The 13,786-nt window shown below is 66.4% G+C and carries 13 protein-coding genes; 7 read left to right on the top strand and 6 right to left on the bottom strand.

Features of this window, described 5'->3' with window-relative positions:
* Window position 1: 1 nt before the first annotated feature.
* The 4 genes from ACWGRX_RS06180 to ACWGRX_RS06165 all read left to right on the top strand — a co-directional run bounded on the left by ACWGRX_RS06180 (window position 2) and on the right by ACWGRX_RS06165 (window position 3,079).
* Complete coding sequence (locus ACWGRX_RS06180; RefSeq protein WP_291636689.1) at window positions 2–475, top strand: UPF0262 family protein; 474 nt, start codon at window positions 2–4, stop codon at window positions 473–475.
* 43 nt (window positions 476–518) lie between these two features.
* A complete protein-coding gene (locus ACWGRX_RS06175; RefSeq protein WP_452116956.1) occupies window positions 519–923 on the top strand; it encodes an arsenate reductase ArsC in 405 nt (134 codons plus the stop codon).
* A 450-nt stretch (window positions 924–1,373) separates the two neighbouring features.
* A complete protein-coding gene (locus tag ACWGRX_RS06170; protein WP_291636685.1) occupies window positions 1,374–1,625 on the top strand; it encodes a hypothetical protein in 252 nt (83 codons plus the stop codon).
* Window positions 1,622–3,079: a methyl-accepting chemotaxis protein gene (locus tag ACWGRX_RS06165; protein WP_452116813.1), complete on the top strand. Its 1,458-nt coding sequence runs from the start codon at window positions 1,622–1,624 to the stop codon at window positions 3,077–3,079. Before ACWGRX_RS06170 ends, ACWGRX_RS06165 begins: the two co-directional genes overlap by 4 nt.
* Window positions 3,080–3,089: 10 nt before the next feature.
* Here the strand turns inward: ACWGRX_RS06165 and ACWGRX_RS06160 are convergent, their stop codons facing one another.
* From ACWGRX_RS06160 to ACWGRX_RS06135, 6 genes are all read right to left on the bottom strand, one after another.
* Window positions 3,090–4,307, bottom strand: a complete 1,218-nt coding sequence (locus ACWGRX_RS06160) for a phosphopentomutase (protein ID WP_452116812.1) — start codon at window positions 4,305–4,307, stop codon at window positions 3,090–3,092.
* Window positions 4,308–4,309: 2 nt separating this feature from the next.
* Window positions 4,310–5,938, bottom strand: coding sequence for an ABC transporter ATP-binding protein (locus ACWGRX_RS06155; RefSeq protein ID WP_452116811.1), 1,629 nt, complete (start codon window positions 5,936–5,938; stop codon window positions 4,310–4,312).
* The gene (locus ACWGRX_RS06150) at window positions 5,935–7,113 is read right to left on the bottom strand and encodes an ABC transporter permease (protein ID WP_452116810.1); all 1,179 of its coding nucleotides are present in this window, start codon (window positions 7,111–7,113) and stop codon (window positions 5,935–5,937) included. Before ACWGRX_RS06150 ends, ACWGRX_RS06155 begins: the two co-directional genes overlap by 4 nt.
* Before the next feature lies 1 nt (window position 7,114).
* On the bottom strand, window positions 7,115–8,209 hold the full coding sequence (locus ACWGRX_RS06145) for a microcin C ABC transporter permease YejB (protein ID WP_452116809.1): 1,095 nt from the start codon (window positions 8,207–8,209) through the stop codon (window positions 7,115–7,117).
* 6 nt (window positions 8,210–8,215) lie between these two features.
* Window positions 8,216–10,078: an extracellular solute-binding protein gene (locus tag ACWGRX_RS06140; RefSeq protein WP_452116808.1), complete on the bottom strand. Its 1,863-nt coding sequence runs from the start codon at window positions 10,076–10,078 to the stop codon at window positions 8,216–8,218.
* Between the two features lie 168 nt (window positions 10,079–10,246).
* On the bottom strand, window positions 10,247–10,792 hold the full coding sequence (locus ACWGRX_RS06135) for a c-type cytochrome (RefSeq protein WP_452116807.1): 546 nt from the start codon (window positions 10,790–10,792) through the stop codon (window positions 10,247–10,249).
* 173 nt (window positions 10,793–10,965) lie between these two features.
* On the opposite strand from ACWGRX_RS06135, the gene ACWGRX_RS06130 reads away from it, so the two are divergent.
* From ACWGRX_RS06130 to ACWGRX_RS06120, 3 genes are all read left to right on the top strand, one after another.
* Window positions 10,966–11,709 (top strand): 3-deoxy-manno-octulosonate cytidylyltransferase, encoded by a 744-nt coding sequence (locus ACWGRX_RS06130; protein ID WP_452116806.1) that lies wholly within the window; start codon window positions 10,966–10,968, stop codon window positions 11,707–11,709.
* A 5-nt stretch (window positions 11,710–11,714) separates the two neighbouring features.
* The gene (locus tag ACWGRX_RS06125) at window positions 11,715–12,569 is read left to right on the top strand and encodes a prephenate dehydratase (protein ID WP_291636665.1); all 855 of its coding nucleotides are present in this window, start codon (window positions 11,715–11,717) and stop codon (window positions 12,567–12,569) included.
* 107 nt (window positions 12,570–12,676) lie between these two features.
* Window positions 12,677–13,774, top strand: a complete 1,098-nt coding sequence (locus ACWGRX_RS06120; protein WP_452116805.1) for a MerR family transcriptional regulator — start codon at window positions 12,677–12,679, stop codon at window positions 13,772–13,774.
* The last annotated feature ends 12 nt before the right edge of the window (window positions 13,775–13,786 follow it).

The raw sequence follows: 13,786 nt of genomic DNA, 5'->3' as shown, positions 1-13,786 counted from the left end.
CATGTCCGAAACCAACCGCCTGGTCGGCGTCACGCTCGATGAAGCTTCGCTCGGGCGTGGCGCGCCGGATCAGGAGCATGAACGCGCCATCGCGATCTACGACCTGATCGAGCGCAATAGCTTCGCCCTGCCGGAATTCGATGGCGGGCCCTATGCGGTGCATCTGGCGCTGGTCGAGCGCCGCCTCGCCTTCGAGGTGCGCAGTGCCGACGGGGCGGCGCTCGTCACCCACCATCTCTCGCTGACGCCGCTGAAGCGGCTGATCAAGGACTACGAGATGGTCTGCGAGAGCTATTATGCGGCGATACGGACTGCGACACCGGCGCAGATCGAGGCGATCGACATGGGCCGGCGCGGCCTGCATGACGAGGCCGCGGTCATCCTGGTCGAGCGTCTCGCCGGCAAGGTCGTGCTCGACCGTGAGACGGCGCGGCGCTTCTTCACCCTGATCTACGCGCTGCACTGGAAGGGCTGAACGCTTGGAGCCGGCCCCGCGCAAGCTCCAGAGCGTGCTCTTCATGTGCGCGCTGAACGCGGTCCGCTCGCCGATGGCGGAGGCGATGGCCAAGCATTTCTTCGGCAGGTCGATCTATGTCCAGTCGGCCGGAGCGAAGAAGGGCGAGACCGACCCGTTCGCGCTCGCCGTTCTCGACGAGATCGGCATCGATGCCCGCAAGCACCGGCCGAAATCGATCGAGGAGCTGGAAGAGTGGGAGGGGCTCAACTTCGACCTGATCGTCACATTGTCGCCGGAGGCCCACCACAAGGCGCTCGATCTGACCCGGACCACCGCTGCCGAAGTCGAGTACTGGCCGACGGCCGATCCCTCCGCCGTGCAGGGTTCGCGCGAGCAGGTGCTCGATGCCTATCGTGGGGTCCGCGACGGGTTGATGCGCAGGATCAAGGCGCGGTTGAAAAGCTGAAGCCGAATGCCGGCGCAGAAGCGCTGGCCATGCGGCCTGGCGGTGATCCACCGAGCGCCATGGCCGCAGCCGAGGACGGCGTCACGAATAGGTGTCCGGAACCGGGTACACGAGATTGCAGCTGGCATAAGCGCCTTCGCACGTCGCCGAATGGCTAAATGATGCAGGAGGAAATGGCGTCACAATCCATGATATTCTACAATAAGTTGTAATGTTGTGGAGTGCTAAAAACGTTTAATGATTAGTTAATGCATGAATATCATCTGCTTAATAAAAAATTAATGCAGCGCCTTCAAGTCATGCATTCGTATCTTATGCCTAGGCGCGCCGAAAGACTGCAACGATATGCGGCAGAACCCTATCCCCTCATGCACTCGATCCGAGGGGCGTGGACGACTGCGCGACGGTCTGGCGATCGCAGCCCTCATCATTTCCTCCGGCCTCATCGCCATGACCGGTCTGCCCGGACGGAGCGACACGCCTAGCCAGGAACTGGCGGCGGTGTTCCCGCCCTGGACCAGCAGCCGCGAGGCCGCGGCGCGCAGCCTCGCGGCGGGCATGCGGGTTCTGCGCAGCGGCGCCCTGCCTTTCGTGATGATCGTCGCAGCGAGCGAGCAAGAGGCCGTCAGACCGGACGGCGCCTTGCTGCTGCTGCGGCTCGAAGGGCTGGCAGGCTGTCTTTCCGGCGGAGACGCTTCATGATCCTGACCTTGCCCGGCCTGCGTGATCTGACGGCGCGCTGCCTGATCGGCCTTGCCTTCGTCCACGTGCCACTCCTGGCGGCCACGGCGATGATCCTGGGCAATCCCGCCTTCGCCCCTGGTGCCGGCGGCTTCGTGCTGGCGGCTGCCGCCCTGTTGGCCTATCGCACCCGTGGAGCCACGACGGCGACCCAGCTCGTCATTGCGACGGCGCTGATCGGGCAGGTCTCGATCTTCGTCGCGAGCTTCGCCGGCCATCCCTGGCAGCCCGACAGCCACATGTATTATTTCGCCGTGCTCGCGCTGCTGGCCGGCTTCTGCGACTGGCGACCCATCCTCATGGGCGCAGGGCTCACCGCAGCGCATCACCTGGTTCTGCAATATGTCCTGCCAGCCGCCGTGTTCTATCAGGGCGGCAGCCTGGGCCGCGTGCTGCTGCACGCCGTCATCGTCGTGGTCGAGACCACCTTCCTCACCGCCATTGCGGTGATCACCGCCCGCATCCTCGCCGAGAACGACGCCAATCTGCGCCGGGCGGAAGAACTCGTCATGCGCGAGCGCCGCGCCAGCGAGCTCGAGAAGAGGAATGCCGAAGAGATCGACGCACGCTCCCAGGCGATCCGCGAGATCGTCGGTGGCTTCCACCGCGAGATGGAGCATGCCATGGCCGTGCTCGACCGGGCAGCGGAGGCCATGCAGGTGAATGCCCGCGAGCTGACGGGCGCTTCCGAGCAGGCGCGCCAGCAGAGCAGCGTCGTCGCCCATTCCTCCGGCGAGACGACGCGCAGCATCGACCAGACCGCCACAGCAGCCCAGGAACTGGCGAGCTCGATCGCCGAGATCGGCCGCAGCGTCACGCATTCAGCCGATAGCTCGAAGGCGGCGGCGGCGCTCGCCCGCACCGCGAGCGCCGAGATCGAGGCCCTGGCCCAGACCAGCGAGAGCGTCGGGGCCGTCGTCGAGATCATCCGCGGCGTCGCGGCGCAGACCAGCATGCTCGCGCTGAATGCGACTATCGAAGCGGCTCGCGCCGGTGCGATGGGCAAGGGCTTCGCCGTCGTCGCCAGCGAGGTCAAGACCCTCTCGACTCAGACCGCCAACGCCACGGAGGAGGTGGCGCGCTCGATCGGCGCCATCCAGACCGCATCCCAGCGCTCGCTGAAGTCGATCCGCGCGATCGTCTCGGCGATCGGCGAGGTCGAGACCGTCTCGGTCTCTATTGCGCACGCGGTCGAGGAGCAGAACCGCGCCACGAACGAGATCGCCCATGAGGTGCAGATCTCCTCCGACGGGGCCAATCGCAGCGCCGAGGCGCTCGGCGGCTTCCGGACGGTGACGGCGCGCACCCATGACGCGGCCGCGGAGTTGCAGCAATCATCGGACGATCTGGCGCAGCAGGCTTCGAAGATCCGCCGCGAGGTCGCCGCGTTCTGCGAGAAGGTCGCGGCCGCCTGAGGCCGTCTGCCTACCAGCTCCGTCCAGGCCCGACGGCGCCGATGCCGAGCCAGGTGCCGAGTGTCGCGGCGATGTCGGCAAAGCTCTCACGCCGCCCGATCGGCCCGGCCGCGACGCCAGCTCCGAAGGCGAGCACAGGCACGTGCTCGCGGGTATGGTCGGTGCCCGGCCAGCTCGGATCATTGCCGTGATCGGCGGTGATCACGGCGAGGTCGTTGGGTCTCAGCTTCGCCTCGAGCCTCGGCAGGTCGCGATCGAAGGCTTCGAGCGCCGCCGCATAGCCGGGAATGTCGCGGCGGTGGCCATATTCGGTGTCGAAATCGACGAGATTGACGAAACAGAAGCCGCCATCCGGCAGCGTCTCGATCGCTTCGAGCGCGGCTGAGAACATCGCCGCATTGCCGAAGGGCTTGATCTCCAGCGCTGTGTTGCGATGAGCGAAGATGTCGCCGATCTTGCCGACGGTGACGATGGCGCGGCCCTGCTGCGCCAGCCGATCCAGAATCGTCTCGTCCGGCGGCGGTATGGCGAAGTCCTTGCGGTTTCCGGTGCGGGTGAAACCGGTCTCGGCCGTGCCGATGAAGGGGCGGGCGATGACGCGGCCGATCCTGAGCGGGTCGACCAGAACCCGGACCTTGCGGCAAAGCTCGTAGAGCCGCTCCAGCCCGAAATGCTCCTCATGCGCCGCGATCTGCAGGACGGAGTCAACCGAGGTGTAGCAGATCGGCTTGCCGGTCGAGATATGCTCCTGGGCCAGCTCGTCGATGATCGCCGTGCCCGAGGCGTGCTTGTTGCCGAGGATGCCGGGCAAGACTCCTTCGCGGATGATGGCGGCGACGAGGTCGGGCGGGAAGGAGTTCTCCAGCGCGGTGAAATAGCCCCATTCGAACGGTACGGGGCAGCCGGCGATTTCCCAGTGGCCAGACGGCGTGTCCTTGCCCTGGCTGACCTCGACGCCATAGCCGTATTGGCCCTGCGGTGCTTCCGGTCGCGCGACACCGGTCAGCGGCTTGCCGGTCGAGGCTTGGCAGGCATGGCTCAGCCCCAGTCGGGCGAGATTGGGAATAGCGAGCGGCCCGCTGCGTAGTCCTTCGCGGTCGCCGCGGCCCTCGGCACAAGCCTGGGCGATATGGCCGAGCGTGTCCGCACCGGTATCGCCATAGCGGGCCGCATCCTCCGCCCCGCCACAGCCGACGGAGTCGAGGACGATCAGGATGGCGCGCGTCATCGTCAGTCCCGCACCGCGGCCGTTTCGGCCGGTTCGAGGTTGAGGGCGGCGGCGAGCAGGGCCCTGGTATAGGGCTCGCGCGGCCGGGCGAAGACCTCCTCGGCCGGGCCGTCCTCGACGACCTTGCCGTTCTGCATGACCAGGACCCGGTGCGACAGCGCCCGCACGACCTTGAGGTCGTGGCTGATGAAGAGATAGCCGAGCTTGCGCCGTATCTGGAGTGCGCGCAGCAGCTCGACGATCTGGGCCTGCACCGACATGTCGAGCGCCGAGGTCGGCTCGTCGAGCACGACGAATTTCGGATCGAGGGCCATGGCGCGGGCGATCGCGATGCGCTGGCGCTGGCCGCCGGAGAATTCGTGCGGATAGCGGTCCATGGTCGCCGGATCGAGTCCGACATCGGCGAGCGCCTGCGCGACGATCTCGCGCTGGCGCTGATAGCTCAGCCCCTTCTGCTGAACGGTCAGCCCCTCCGCGACGATATCGGCGACCGACATGCGCGGCGAGAGCGAGCCATAGGGGTCCTGGAAGACGACCTGCAGGTCCTTGCGCTTCGGCCGGACGGCGGCGGCCTTGAGCCCGTCGATCCGGTCGCCGAGAAACAGGATCGGCCCTTCCGAGGAAATCAGCCTGAGTATGGCGAGCCCGAGCGTCGTCTTGCCCGAGCCGGACTCGCCGACGACGCCGAGCGTCTCGCCCTCGCGGACTTGCACAGAGATGCCGTCGACGGCCTTCACATGGGCGGTCGTGCGGCGCAGCAGGCCGGTCTTGATCGGGAACCAGACCTTGATCGGTCCGGCTTCGAGCAGCGTCACGGCGCCCTCCGCCACCGGCTCCGGCCGGCCCTTGGGCTCGGCTGCGAGCAGCCGCCGTGTATACTCATGCTGCGGCCGCTCGAAGATCTCCGAGACCGGGCCCTGCTCGACGATCTTGCCCTTCAGCATCACGCAGACCCGGTCTGCGATGCGCCGGACGATGCCGAGATCATGGGTGATGAACAGCACCGCCATGCCGAGCCGGGTCTGCAATTCCTTGAGCAGGGTCAGGATCTGGGCCTGCACGGTGACGTCGAGCGCCGTGGTTGGCTCGTCGGCGATCAAGAGGTCGGGCTCGTTGGCGAGCGCCATCGCGATCATCACGCGCTGGCGCTGGCCGCCGGAAAGCTGGTGCGGATAGGCGTCGAGCCGGCTTTCCGCATCGCGGATGCCGACGAGGCTGAGCAGTTCGAGCGTGCGGGCACGGGCCTTCTCGCCGCGCAGCCCCTTGTGCAGTTCGAGGATCTCGCCGATCTGCCGCGCAATGGTGTGCAGCGGGTTGAGCGAGGTCATCGGCTCCTGGAACACCATGGTGATGTCGTTGCCGCGCACCTTGCGCATCGCGTCCTCATCGGCCGCGATCAGATCCTGCCCGTTGAACAGCACCTTGCCGGAGGGGTGATGCGCTGCCGGATAGTTCAGCAGCTTCAGGATCGACAGCGCCGAGACCGATTTTCCCGAGCCGGATTCGCCGACCAGCGCCAGCGTCTCGCCCCTGGCGATCTCGAACGAGACCTTGTCGACGGCGAGCGTCTCCTGCCCGCCCTGACGGAAGGCGACGGAGAGGTCCTGGACTGAGAGGAGAGGGGCGGTCACGCGAAGGTCTTCCTGGGGTCGAAGGCATCGCGGACTGCCTCGCCGATGAAGATCAGCAGCGACAGCATCATGGCGATCACCACGAAGCCGGCGAGGCCGAGCCAGGGCGCCTGCAGGTTCGCCTTGCCCTGCGCGAGCAGTTCGCCGAGCGAGGGCGAGCCGGGCGGCAGGCCGAAGCCGAGGAAGTCGAGCGAGGTCAGGGTGGTGATCGAGCCGTTGAGGATGAAGGGCAGGAAGGTCAGGGTCGCGACCATGGCGTTCGGCAGGAGGTGCTTGACCATGATGGCACGGTCGGTGAGCCCGAGCGCCCGGGCGGCGCGGACATATTCGAAATTGCGGGCGCGCAGGAACTCGGCCCTGACCACGCCGACCAGCGCCACCCAGGAGAACAGCAGCAGGATGCCGAGCAGGACGAAGAAGCTCGGCGTGATGATCGCGGCGACGATGATCAGGAGGTAGAGCGCCGGGATCGAGGTCCAGATTTCGATGAAGCGTTGGAAGATCAGGTCGGTCCAGCCGCCGAAATAACCCTGAACCGCCCCGGCGGCGATGCCGATCACCGAGGAGACCGAGGCCAGGATCAGCCCGAACAGGATCGAGATGCGGAAGCCGTAGATCAGCCTCGCGACGACGTCGCGGCCCTGGTCGTCGGTGCCGAGCCAGTTCCATTCGAGGTCGCGGCAGGTCGCGCCGCCCGTGCGCTCGGCGATCGGGCGGCATTGCTCGTCCTTCAGCATCCAGGTTGGCGGGGCAGGGGCCGGCACCGGCAGGTCGAGATTATGCGTGCGGTAGGAATAGCGGATCGGCGGCCAGAGCGCCCAGCCATGCGCCGCGATCTCCTTGGCGATCACCGGGTCGCGGTAATCGGTGGTGGCGAGGAAGCCGCCGAACTTCTCCTCGGGATAGTTTACCGCGACCGGGAACAGCGTCTCGCCCTTGTAGCGGACGAGCAGCGGCCGGTCGTTGGCGATGAATTCGGCGAAGAGCGAAAGCACGAACAGCGTCAGGAAGATCCACAGCGACCACCAGCCGCGCTTGTTGGCCTTAAAGCTGTTGAGGCGGCGCCGGTTGATCGGCGAAAGCCTGAGCCAACCCTGGCGCGCCGCAATCGGCGCGCTTGCGGAGGGGGCGGCGCGCAGGGCCGGCGGCGGAACGTCGAGCAGGGTATCGCCCATCTCAGGCCTCCCGCGATTCGAAGTCGATGCGCGGGTCGACCCAGGCATAGGTCAGGTCGGTGATCAGGTGCACGACGAGGCCGATCAGCGAGAAGATGTAGAGATTGGCGAAGACCACCGGGTAGTCGCGATTGACGATCGCTTCGAAGGAGAGCAGCCCGAGCCCATCGAGCGAGAAGATCGTTTCGATCAGCAGGGAGCCGGCGAAGAGCGCGTGCACGAAGGCGCCGGGAAAGCCGGCGATGACGATCAGCATCGCATTGCGGAAGACATGGCCGTAGAGCACGCTGCGTTCGGACAGCCCCTTCATCCGGGCGGTCAGCACATATTGCTTCCTGATCTCGTCGAGAAAGGAGTTCTTGGTCAAAAGCGTCGAGGTCGCGAAGGCGCCGAGCGCCATCGCCGTCACCGGCAGCGCGATATGCCAGAGATAGTCGAGCACCTTGTCGAGCGGGCCGAGCTGCGACCAGTTCTCCGAGGTCAGGCCGCGCAAGGGGAAGATCTGCCAGAACGAGCCACCGGCGAAGAGCACGATCAGCAGGATCGCGAACAGGAAGCCGGGGATGGCGTAGCCGACGATGACGACCGCGCTCGTCCAGGTGTCGAAGCGCGAGCCGTCCTTGACCGCCTTGCGGATGCCGAGCGGGATCGAGATCGCATAGGAGAGCAGGGTCATCCACAGCCCGAGCGTGATCGAGACCGGCAATTTCTCCTTGATCAGTTGCAGTACAGGTGCGTCGCGGAAATAGCTGCGGCCGAAATCGAAGGTCGCATAGTCCTTCAGCATCTTCAGGAAGCGCTCATGCGCCGGCTTGTCGAAGCCGAACTGCTTCTCCAGCTCCTTGATGAAGGCCGGGTCGAGCCCTTGTGCGCCGCGATAGGCCGAGCCCGAATCCATGGACTGTGCCCCGGCATCGCCGCCTGCGCCCCCACCGACGCGGTCGGCCGCGCCACCGCTGTTCGGGTTCTGGAGCTGCGAGATCACGCGCTCGACCGGCCCGCCCGGCGCGAACTGCACGATGACGAAAGAGATCAGCAGGATACCGAATAGGGTCGGCACCATCAGCGCCAGGCGCCGGGCGATGTAGTTCAGCATCCCCGTTCAGGCCTTCCCGATCCGCTTCGCCTTTTCAGGATCGTACCACCAGATCGCCGGGGCACCGGAGGAGAATTTCGGCTTGGTCTGGGGCCGGTCGTACATGTCCCAGAAGGCCAGCCATTCGCTGGCGTTCCACCACATCGGGATCCAGTAGCGCCCGGCCCGCAGCAGCCGGTCGAGGCATTTGGCCGCGACGACGACCTTGGCGTAGCTGTCGGCCTGGCCGATCTTGTCGAGCATCGCGTCGATCGCCGGGCTCGAAATGCCGCCGACATTGCGCGAGCCGCGCGTCTTGGCCGCCTCCGAGCCGTAGACGACGCGCAGCGAGTCGCTGGGTATCGCGCTGCCGCTCATCGCGCGGCTGATGATGTCGAAGTCGAACTCGTCGAGCCGGCGCTGATATTGTGCGCCATCGACGATGCGCGAGGTCGCATTGATGCCGAGCCGCTTCAGATTGGCCTGGAAAGGCTGGGTATGTGGCTGCAGCGACGGCGTCGAATCGAGGAACTCGATCTCGAAAGGCTGGCCGTTCGGCAACTTCAGCACATTGCCGTCACGCTTGCAGCCGGCGGCGCGCAGCATCTCGTCGGCGCGGCGCAGCAAGGCGCGGTCGCTACCGGAGCCGTCCGAAACCGGCGGCAGGAAAGGCTCGCCGAAGACCTCGTCCGGAACCTTGCCGCGGAAGGGCTCGAGCAAGGCGAGCTCCTCCGGCGAGGGTATGCCCACCGCCTTCGAATCCGAATTCTCGAAATAGGAGGTCGCCCGCGAGAAGGACGAGAACATGATGTTCTTGTTGGTCCACTCGAAATCGAAGGCGAGGCCGAGCGCCTCGCGAATGCGCGGATCGGCGAATTTCTCGCGCCGGAGATTGTAGATCCAGCCCTGCGAGCCGATCGGTTCGGTCTTCGGCAGGGCTTCCTTCTTGACCTTGCCTTCCTTGATCGCCGGGAAATCATAGCCCGTCGCCCAGATCCGCGAGGTGAACTCCTCCTGGAAGGTGATTACGCCGCTCTTGAAGGCCTCGAAGGCGACCTGGCGGTCGCGGAAATACTCCCAGCGCACCCGGTCGAAATTGTTCGTGCCGATGTTCACCGGCAGATCCTTCGCCCAGTAATCGGGGACCCGGTCGAATTCGATGAAGCGGCCCTGCTCGAAGCGCCCGACCTTGTAGGCGCCGGAGCCGAGCGGCGGCTCCAGCGTCGAGGCCTCGAAATTGCGGGTCGACCAGTACTTCTCCGAGAACACCGGCAGGCCGGCGACGATCAGGTGCAGGTCGCGGCTGCGCTTTCGCGAGAGGTTGACGACGACGAAGCCGTTGCCCTCGGCGGTGGCCGATTCCATCTCGTTCAGGATCAGCCGGTAGCTCGGATGGCCCTTGGTCTTGAGGATGTTCAGGCTGAAGGCGACGTCGCTGGCGGTAACTTGCGAGCCATCGTGGAATCTCGCTTCGGGCCGCAGGCGGAAGCGGTAGGTCAGCTTGTCCTGGGAGACGGCGACGCTCTTCGCCAGCAGGCCGTAGAGCGAGCCGGGTTCGTCGCCCGAGCCGGCCATCAGGCTGTCGAAGCAGGCATCCATGCCGGCTGCGCCATCCCCCTGCAGCACATAGGTGTTGAGGGTGTTGAAGGTGTCGAAGCTCTGGTTGCCGCCAGCGCGCTTGATCTGGACGGTGATCGAGCCGCCCTTGGGCGCCTGCGGATTGACATAGGCGAAATGCGGGAAGTCGGGCGGCAGCGCCAGTTCACCGAAGGTGGAGAGGCCATGGACTTCGGCATCCTGCGCGAGGGCTAGCCCGCCCGGCAGGCCCGCGGCCCCGACCAGGGCGCCACCGGCCTCCAGCAGCCTGCGACGAGTGATCCGCACAGCCATTCCGTTCCCCTTGCGATTCGTGCCCTGAATATCCCGTCGGAGCGGGCCAAGGCCAGCACCATGCGCATAGGCCGGCATGGTGACGGCATTTGCATGGCGACCACAAGCAAAAGCCGGGCTTTTGGCCCGGCTCGTAAACTCACATCGGTGGGGCGGCGATTGCCGCGCTCACTCCTTCGGCAGTGGCTTCGGCGCGTCGGCGAGGGTGTTGAGATAGGCGATGACGTCGGCGCGCTGATCCGGCTTGCTCAGGCCGGCGAAGGCCATGATGGTGCCCGGAACGTAAGCCTTGGGGTTCTTCAGGAAGTGATCGAGCGCCTCGGCGTCCCACACCTTGTCGTTGCGCCCCTTCATCGCGGCCGAGTAGCCGAACCCTGCAACCGCGCCCTCGTTGCGGCCATAGACGTCGAACAGATGCGGGCCGACCTTGTTGGCGCCGCCCTTCTCGAAGGTGTGGCAGGCCTTGCAGGCGCCGACGGCCTTTTCGCCCTTGGCCGGATCGGCCTTGGCGAGGCGCACCGCGATCGGCTCCTCGGCCGCCGCGGCCGGGGCCGCTGCGCCGCCGGCCGCCGCCGGCTCCAGGCTCGGCAGGTCGAAGCCGGGGATGGCCGGCTTCTTCGGGGCGAAGACGATGCCGGCGCCCATGTTCAGGGCCATTACGACGAGCAGCGTCGAGAGGCCCGCGCCGGCGATCTTGTTCAGTTCGATATTCATCGTCTCGGGACTCCCGGCCTCGCCGCGCGCGAGGCAAGATAGCGCTCTGGCCGGAGGCTCGCGCACTCCGACACTCGCAGGCTGCTTAACCGCTTTGCGCGCTGCATTGCAACTCGTATAAGCACGCACCGCTTTGAGACCATTTGACGCTTCCGCCGAGCAAGCCCGCCACGATGCCAAATCCGCTGATCCTGATTCCCGCCCGCATGCAGGCGACGCGCCTTCCCGGCAAGCCGCTGGCCGACATATTGGGCGAGCCGATGATCGTCCGCGTCTGGCGCCGGGCGGTGGAATCGGGGGTTGGCGAGGTCGTGGTCGCGACCGACGAGGCCCGTATCGTCGCGGCGATCGAGCAGGCCGGCGGCCGGGCGGTGATGACCAGCCCCGCGCACCAGACCGGCTCCGATCGCATCAAGGAAGCGGCCGACATCGTCGATCCCGAGCGCCGGCACGACATCATCGTCAATGTCCAGGGCGACTTCCCGACCCTGGCGCCGACCGCCATCGCCGCGGCGGTCGAGCCGCTGGCCGATCCAGCCGTCGATATCGCGACGCTGGCCGGCGAGATCACCGATGAGGAAGAGAAGACGGCGCCGAGCGTCGTCAAGCTGATCGGCAGCGAAATCTCCCCCGGCCGCATGCGCGCGCTCTATTTCACCCGCGCGACGGCGCCCTATGGCGACGGGCCACTCTATCATCATGTCGGCCTCTACGCCTATCGCCGCGCCGCGCTCGACCGCTTCGTCAGCCTGCCGCAATCGCCGCTCGAATTGCGCGAGAAGCTCGAGCAGCTGCGGGCCCTCGAGGACGGCATGCGCATCGACGCCATGATCATCGATCACGTTCCGCGCGGCGTCGACACCCCCCCTGACCTGGATCGCGCCCGCGCGTTCCTGACCCCCCGCGCCGGAGCCTAAAGACCATGTCTGTCGTCGTATCCTACCAGGGCGAGCCCGGCGCCTTCTCGTCGCAGGCTGCCCTGCAGGCCTTCCCGGATTGCGAGCTCCTGCCGTGTCCGACCTTCGAGGACGCGCTCGCCGCCGTCTCCGAGGGCAAGGCGCGCTATGGCATGATCCCGATCGACAATTCGATCGCCGGCCGTGTCGCCGACATCCACCATCTCCTACCCCGCTCGGGGCTGCACATCATCGGCGAGCATTTCCTGCCGATCCGCTTCCACCTAATGGCGGTCGAGGGCGCGACGCTCGCGACCCTGAAGACGGTGCAGAGCCACATCCATGCGCTCGGCCAGTGCCGCAAGATCATCCGCAAGCTCGGCCTCAAGGCCGAGGTTGCAGCAGATACGGCAGGCTCGGCTAGGCAGGTCGCGGAAGCCGGTGATCTCACCCGCGCCGCGATCGCCCCGCACATCGCCGCCGATGTCTACGGCCTCAACATCCTGATGGAGGATATCGAGGACGAGAAGCACAACACCACCCGCTTCGTGATCCTCTCGAAATATCCCGAGTTCGCCCGTCACGGCTCCGGCAAGACGGTCACGACGCTGATCTTCCAGGTCCGCAACATCCCCGCAGCCCTCTACAAGGCGCTCGGCGGCTTCGCCACCAACGGCATCAACATGACCAAGCTGGAAAGCTACATGGTCGACGGCCATTTCTCGGCGACGATGTTCTACAGCGATGTCGAGGGCCATCCCGACGATCCCGAGCTGAAGCGCGCGCTCGACGAGCTCTCCTATTTCTCCAAGGAGATGAAGGTCCTCGGCGTCTACCCGGCGCATCCCTTCCGAGACACCTTCCCGGAGGCCGGAGAGTAACGCCGGCGCCCGCCCGGGCAGTCGGGACGGTGAATACGATATCCCAGCGGGTCGCGCTTGCGCCGGCCCCTGGGTCATAGCCTAGGACTTGCTGCAGGAGGCAAGTCATGGCGAAGAAGACGCAGGGCGCCGTCGAGCAGGAATGGCTCGCGGCACATGAATGTGCCAGCCGCATCGGCCTGACGGTACGGGCGCTGCGGCTCTACGAGCAGCGCGGGCTGATCCGACCGCGGCGCACGGACAAGGGCTGGCGGCTCTACGGAGCCGGGGAGATCGCCCGTCTCCACGAAATCCTGGCCCTCAAGCGGCTCGGCTTGAGTCTCAGCAGCATCGTGGCGCTGCTGCAGGGCAAGGCGATCGACCTCGAACGAATCCTGACACTGCAATCGCAGGCGCTGTCGCGGCAACGCGTCCAGGCTGAGCGCGGGCTCGCGCTCGTCGAGACCGCGCGGGCGACGCTCTCTGCCGGCCACACGCTCTCCATCGAGGATCTCATCACGCTCGCAAAGGAGACCAATATGACGGAGCTGACACCAGACAGCGTCGCGCGGCGACGCTATGAGCAGGCGAGGCCGCGCACGGCGGTCAGGCTCGATCCCGCGCTGTTCGAACGCTATGTCGGCCATTACCGGCATCCGTCGGGCGCGATCATCGCGGTCGAGAGATGCGGCGACAGCCTGTTCGGCCAGCTCACCGGCCAGCCGGCGCTCGAATTGTTCGCCGAGGCCGAGGACGCGTTCTTTCTGAAGGCCGTACCCGCTCAGATCGGCTTCGCGGCATCCCGCGGCGGGGCCGCGCCATCCCTCACTTTGAGCCAGGAGGGCTTCGACGTCGTCGCATTGCGGATCGACACCGATGAGGCCGCCGCCCAGGAGGCCGCAATCGCCGCCAGGGTCCGTAACAGGACGCCCCATCCGGGCAGCGAGGCAGCGCTGCGCGCCATCATCGTCGAGCAGCGGGAAGGGCGCACCGGCGAGGAGCGGATGAGCCGGGAACTCGCCATCGTCGTCGGCGAACAGTTCCCGTTCGTGCAGGCGGAGCTTGCCGCAAAGGGGGATCTGCGCCAGCTGGTCTTCAAGGGCGTCGAGCCGTCGGGGCCAGCCGACATCTACGAGGCGCAGTTCGCCAACGGCAAGCTGGAATGGGGCATCGGCCTGGCCGATGACGGCAAGGTCCATGCGCTCTGGCTGACGCCGTCGCGCTGACGGCGGCGCATA

The organism is Allobosea sp. NPDC055594 (assembly GCF_053618995.1).
Note: the sequence above shows the minus strand (reverse complement) of the source record. Positions and strands in the feature narration are given on the sequence as shown.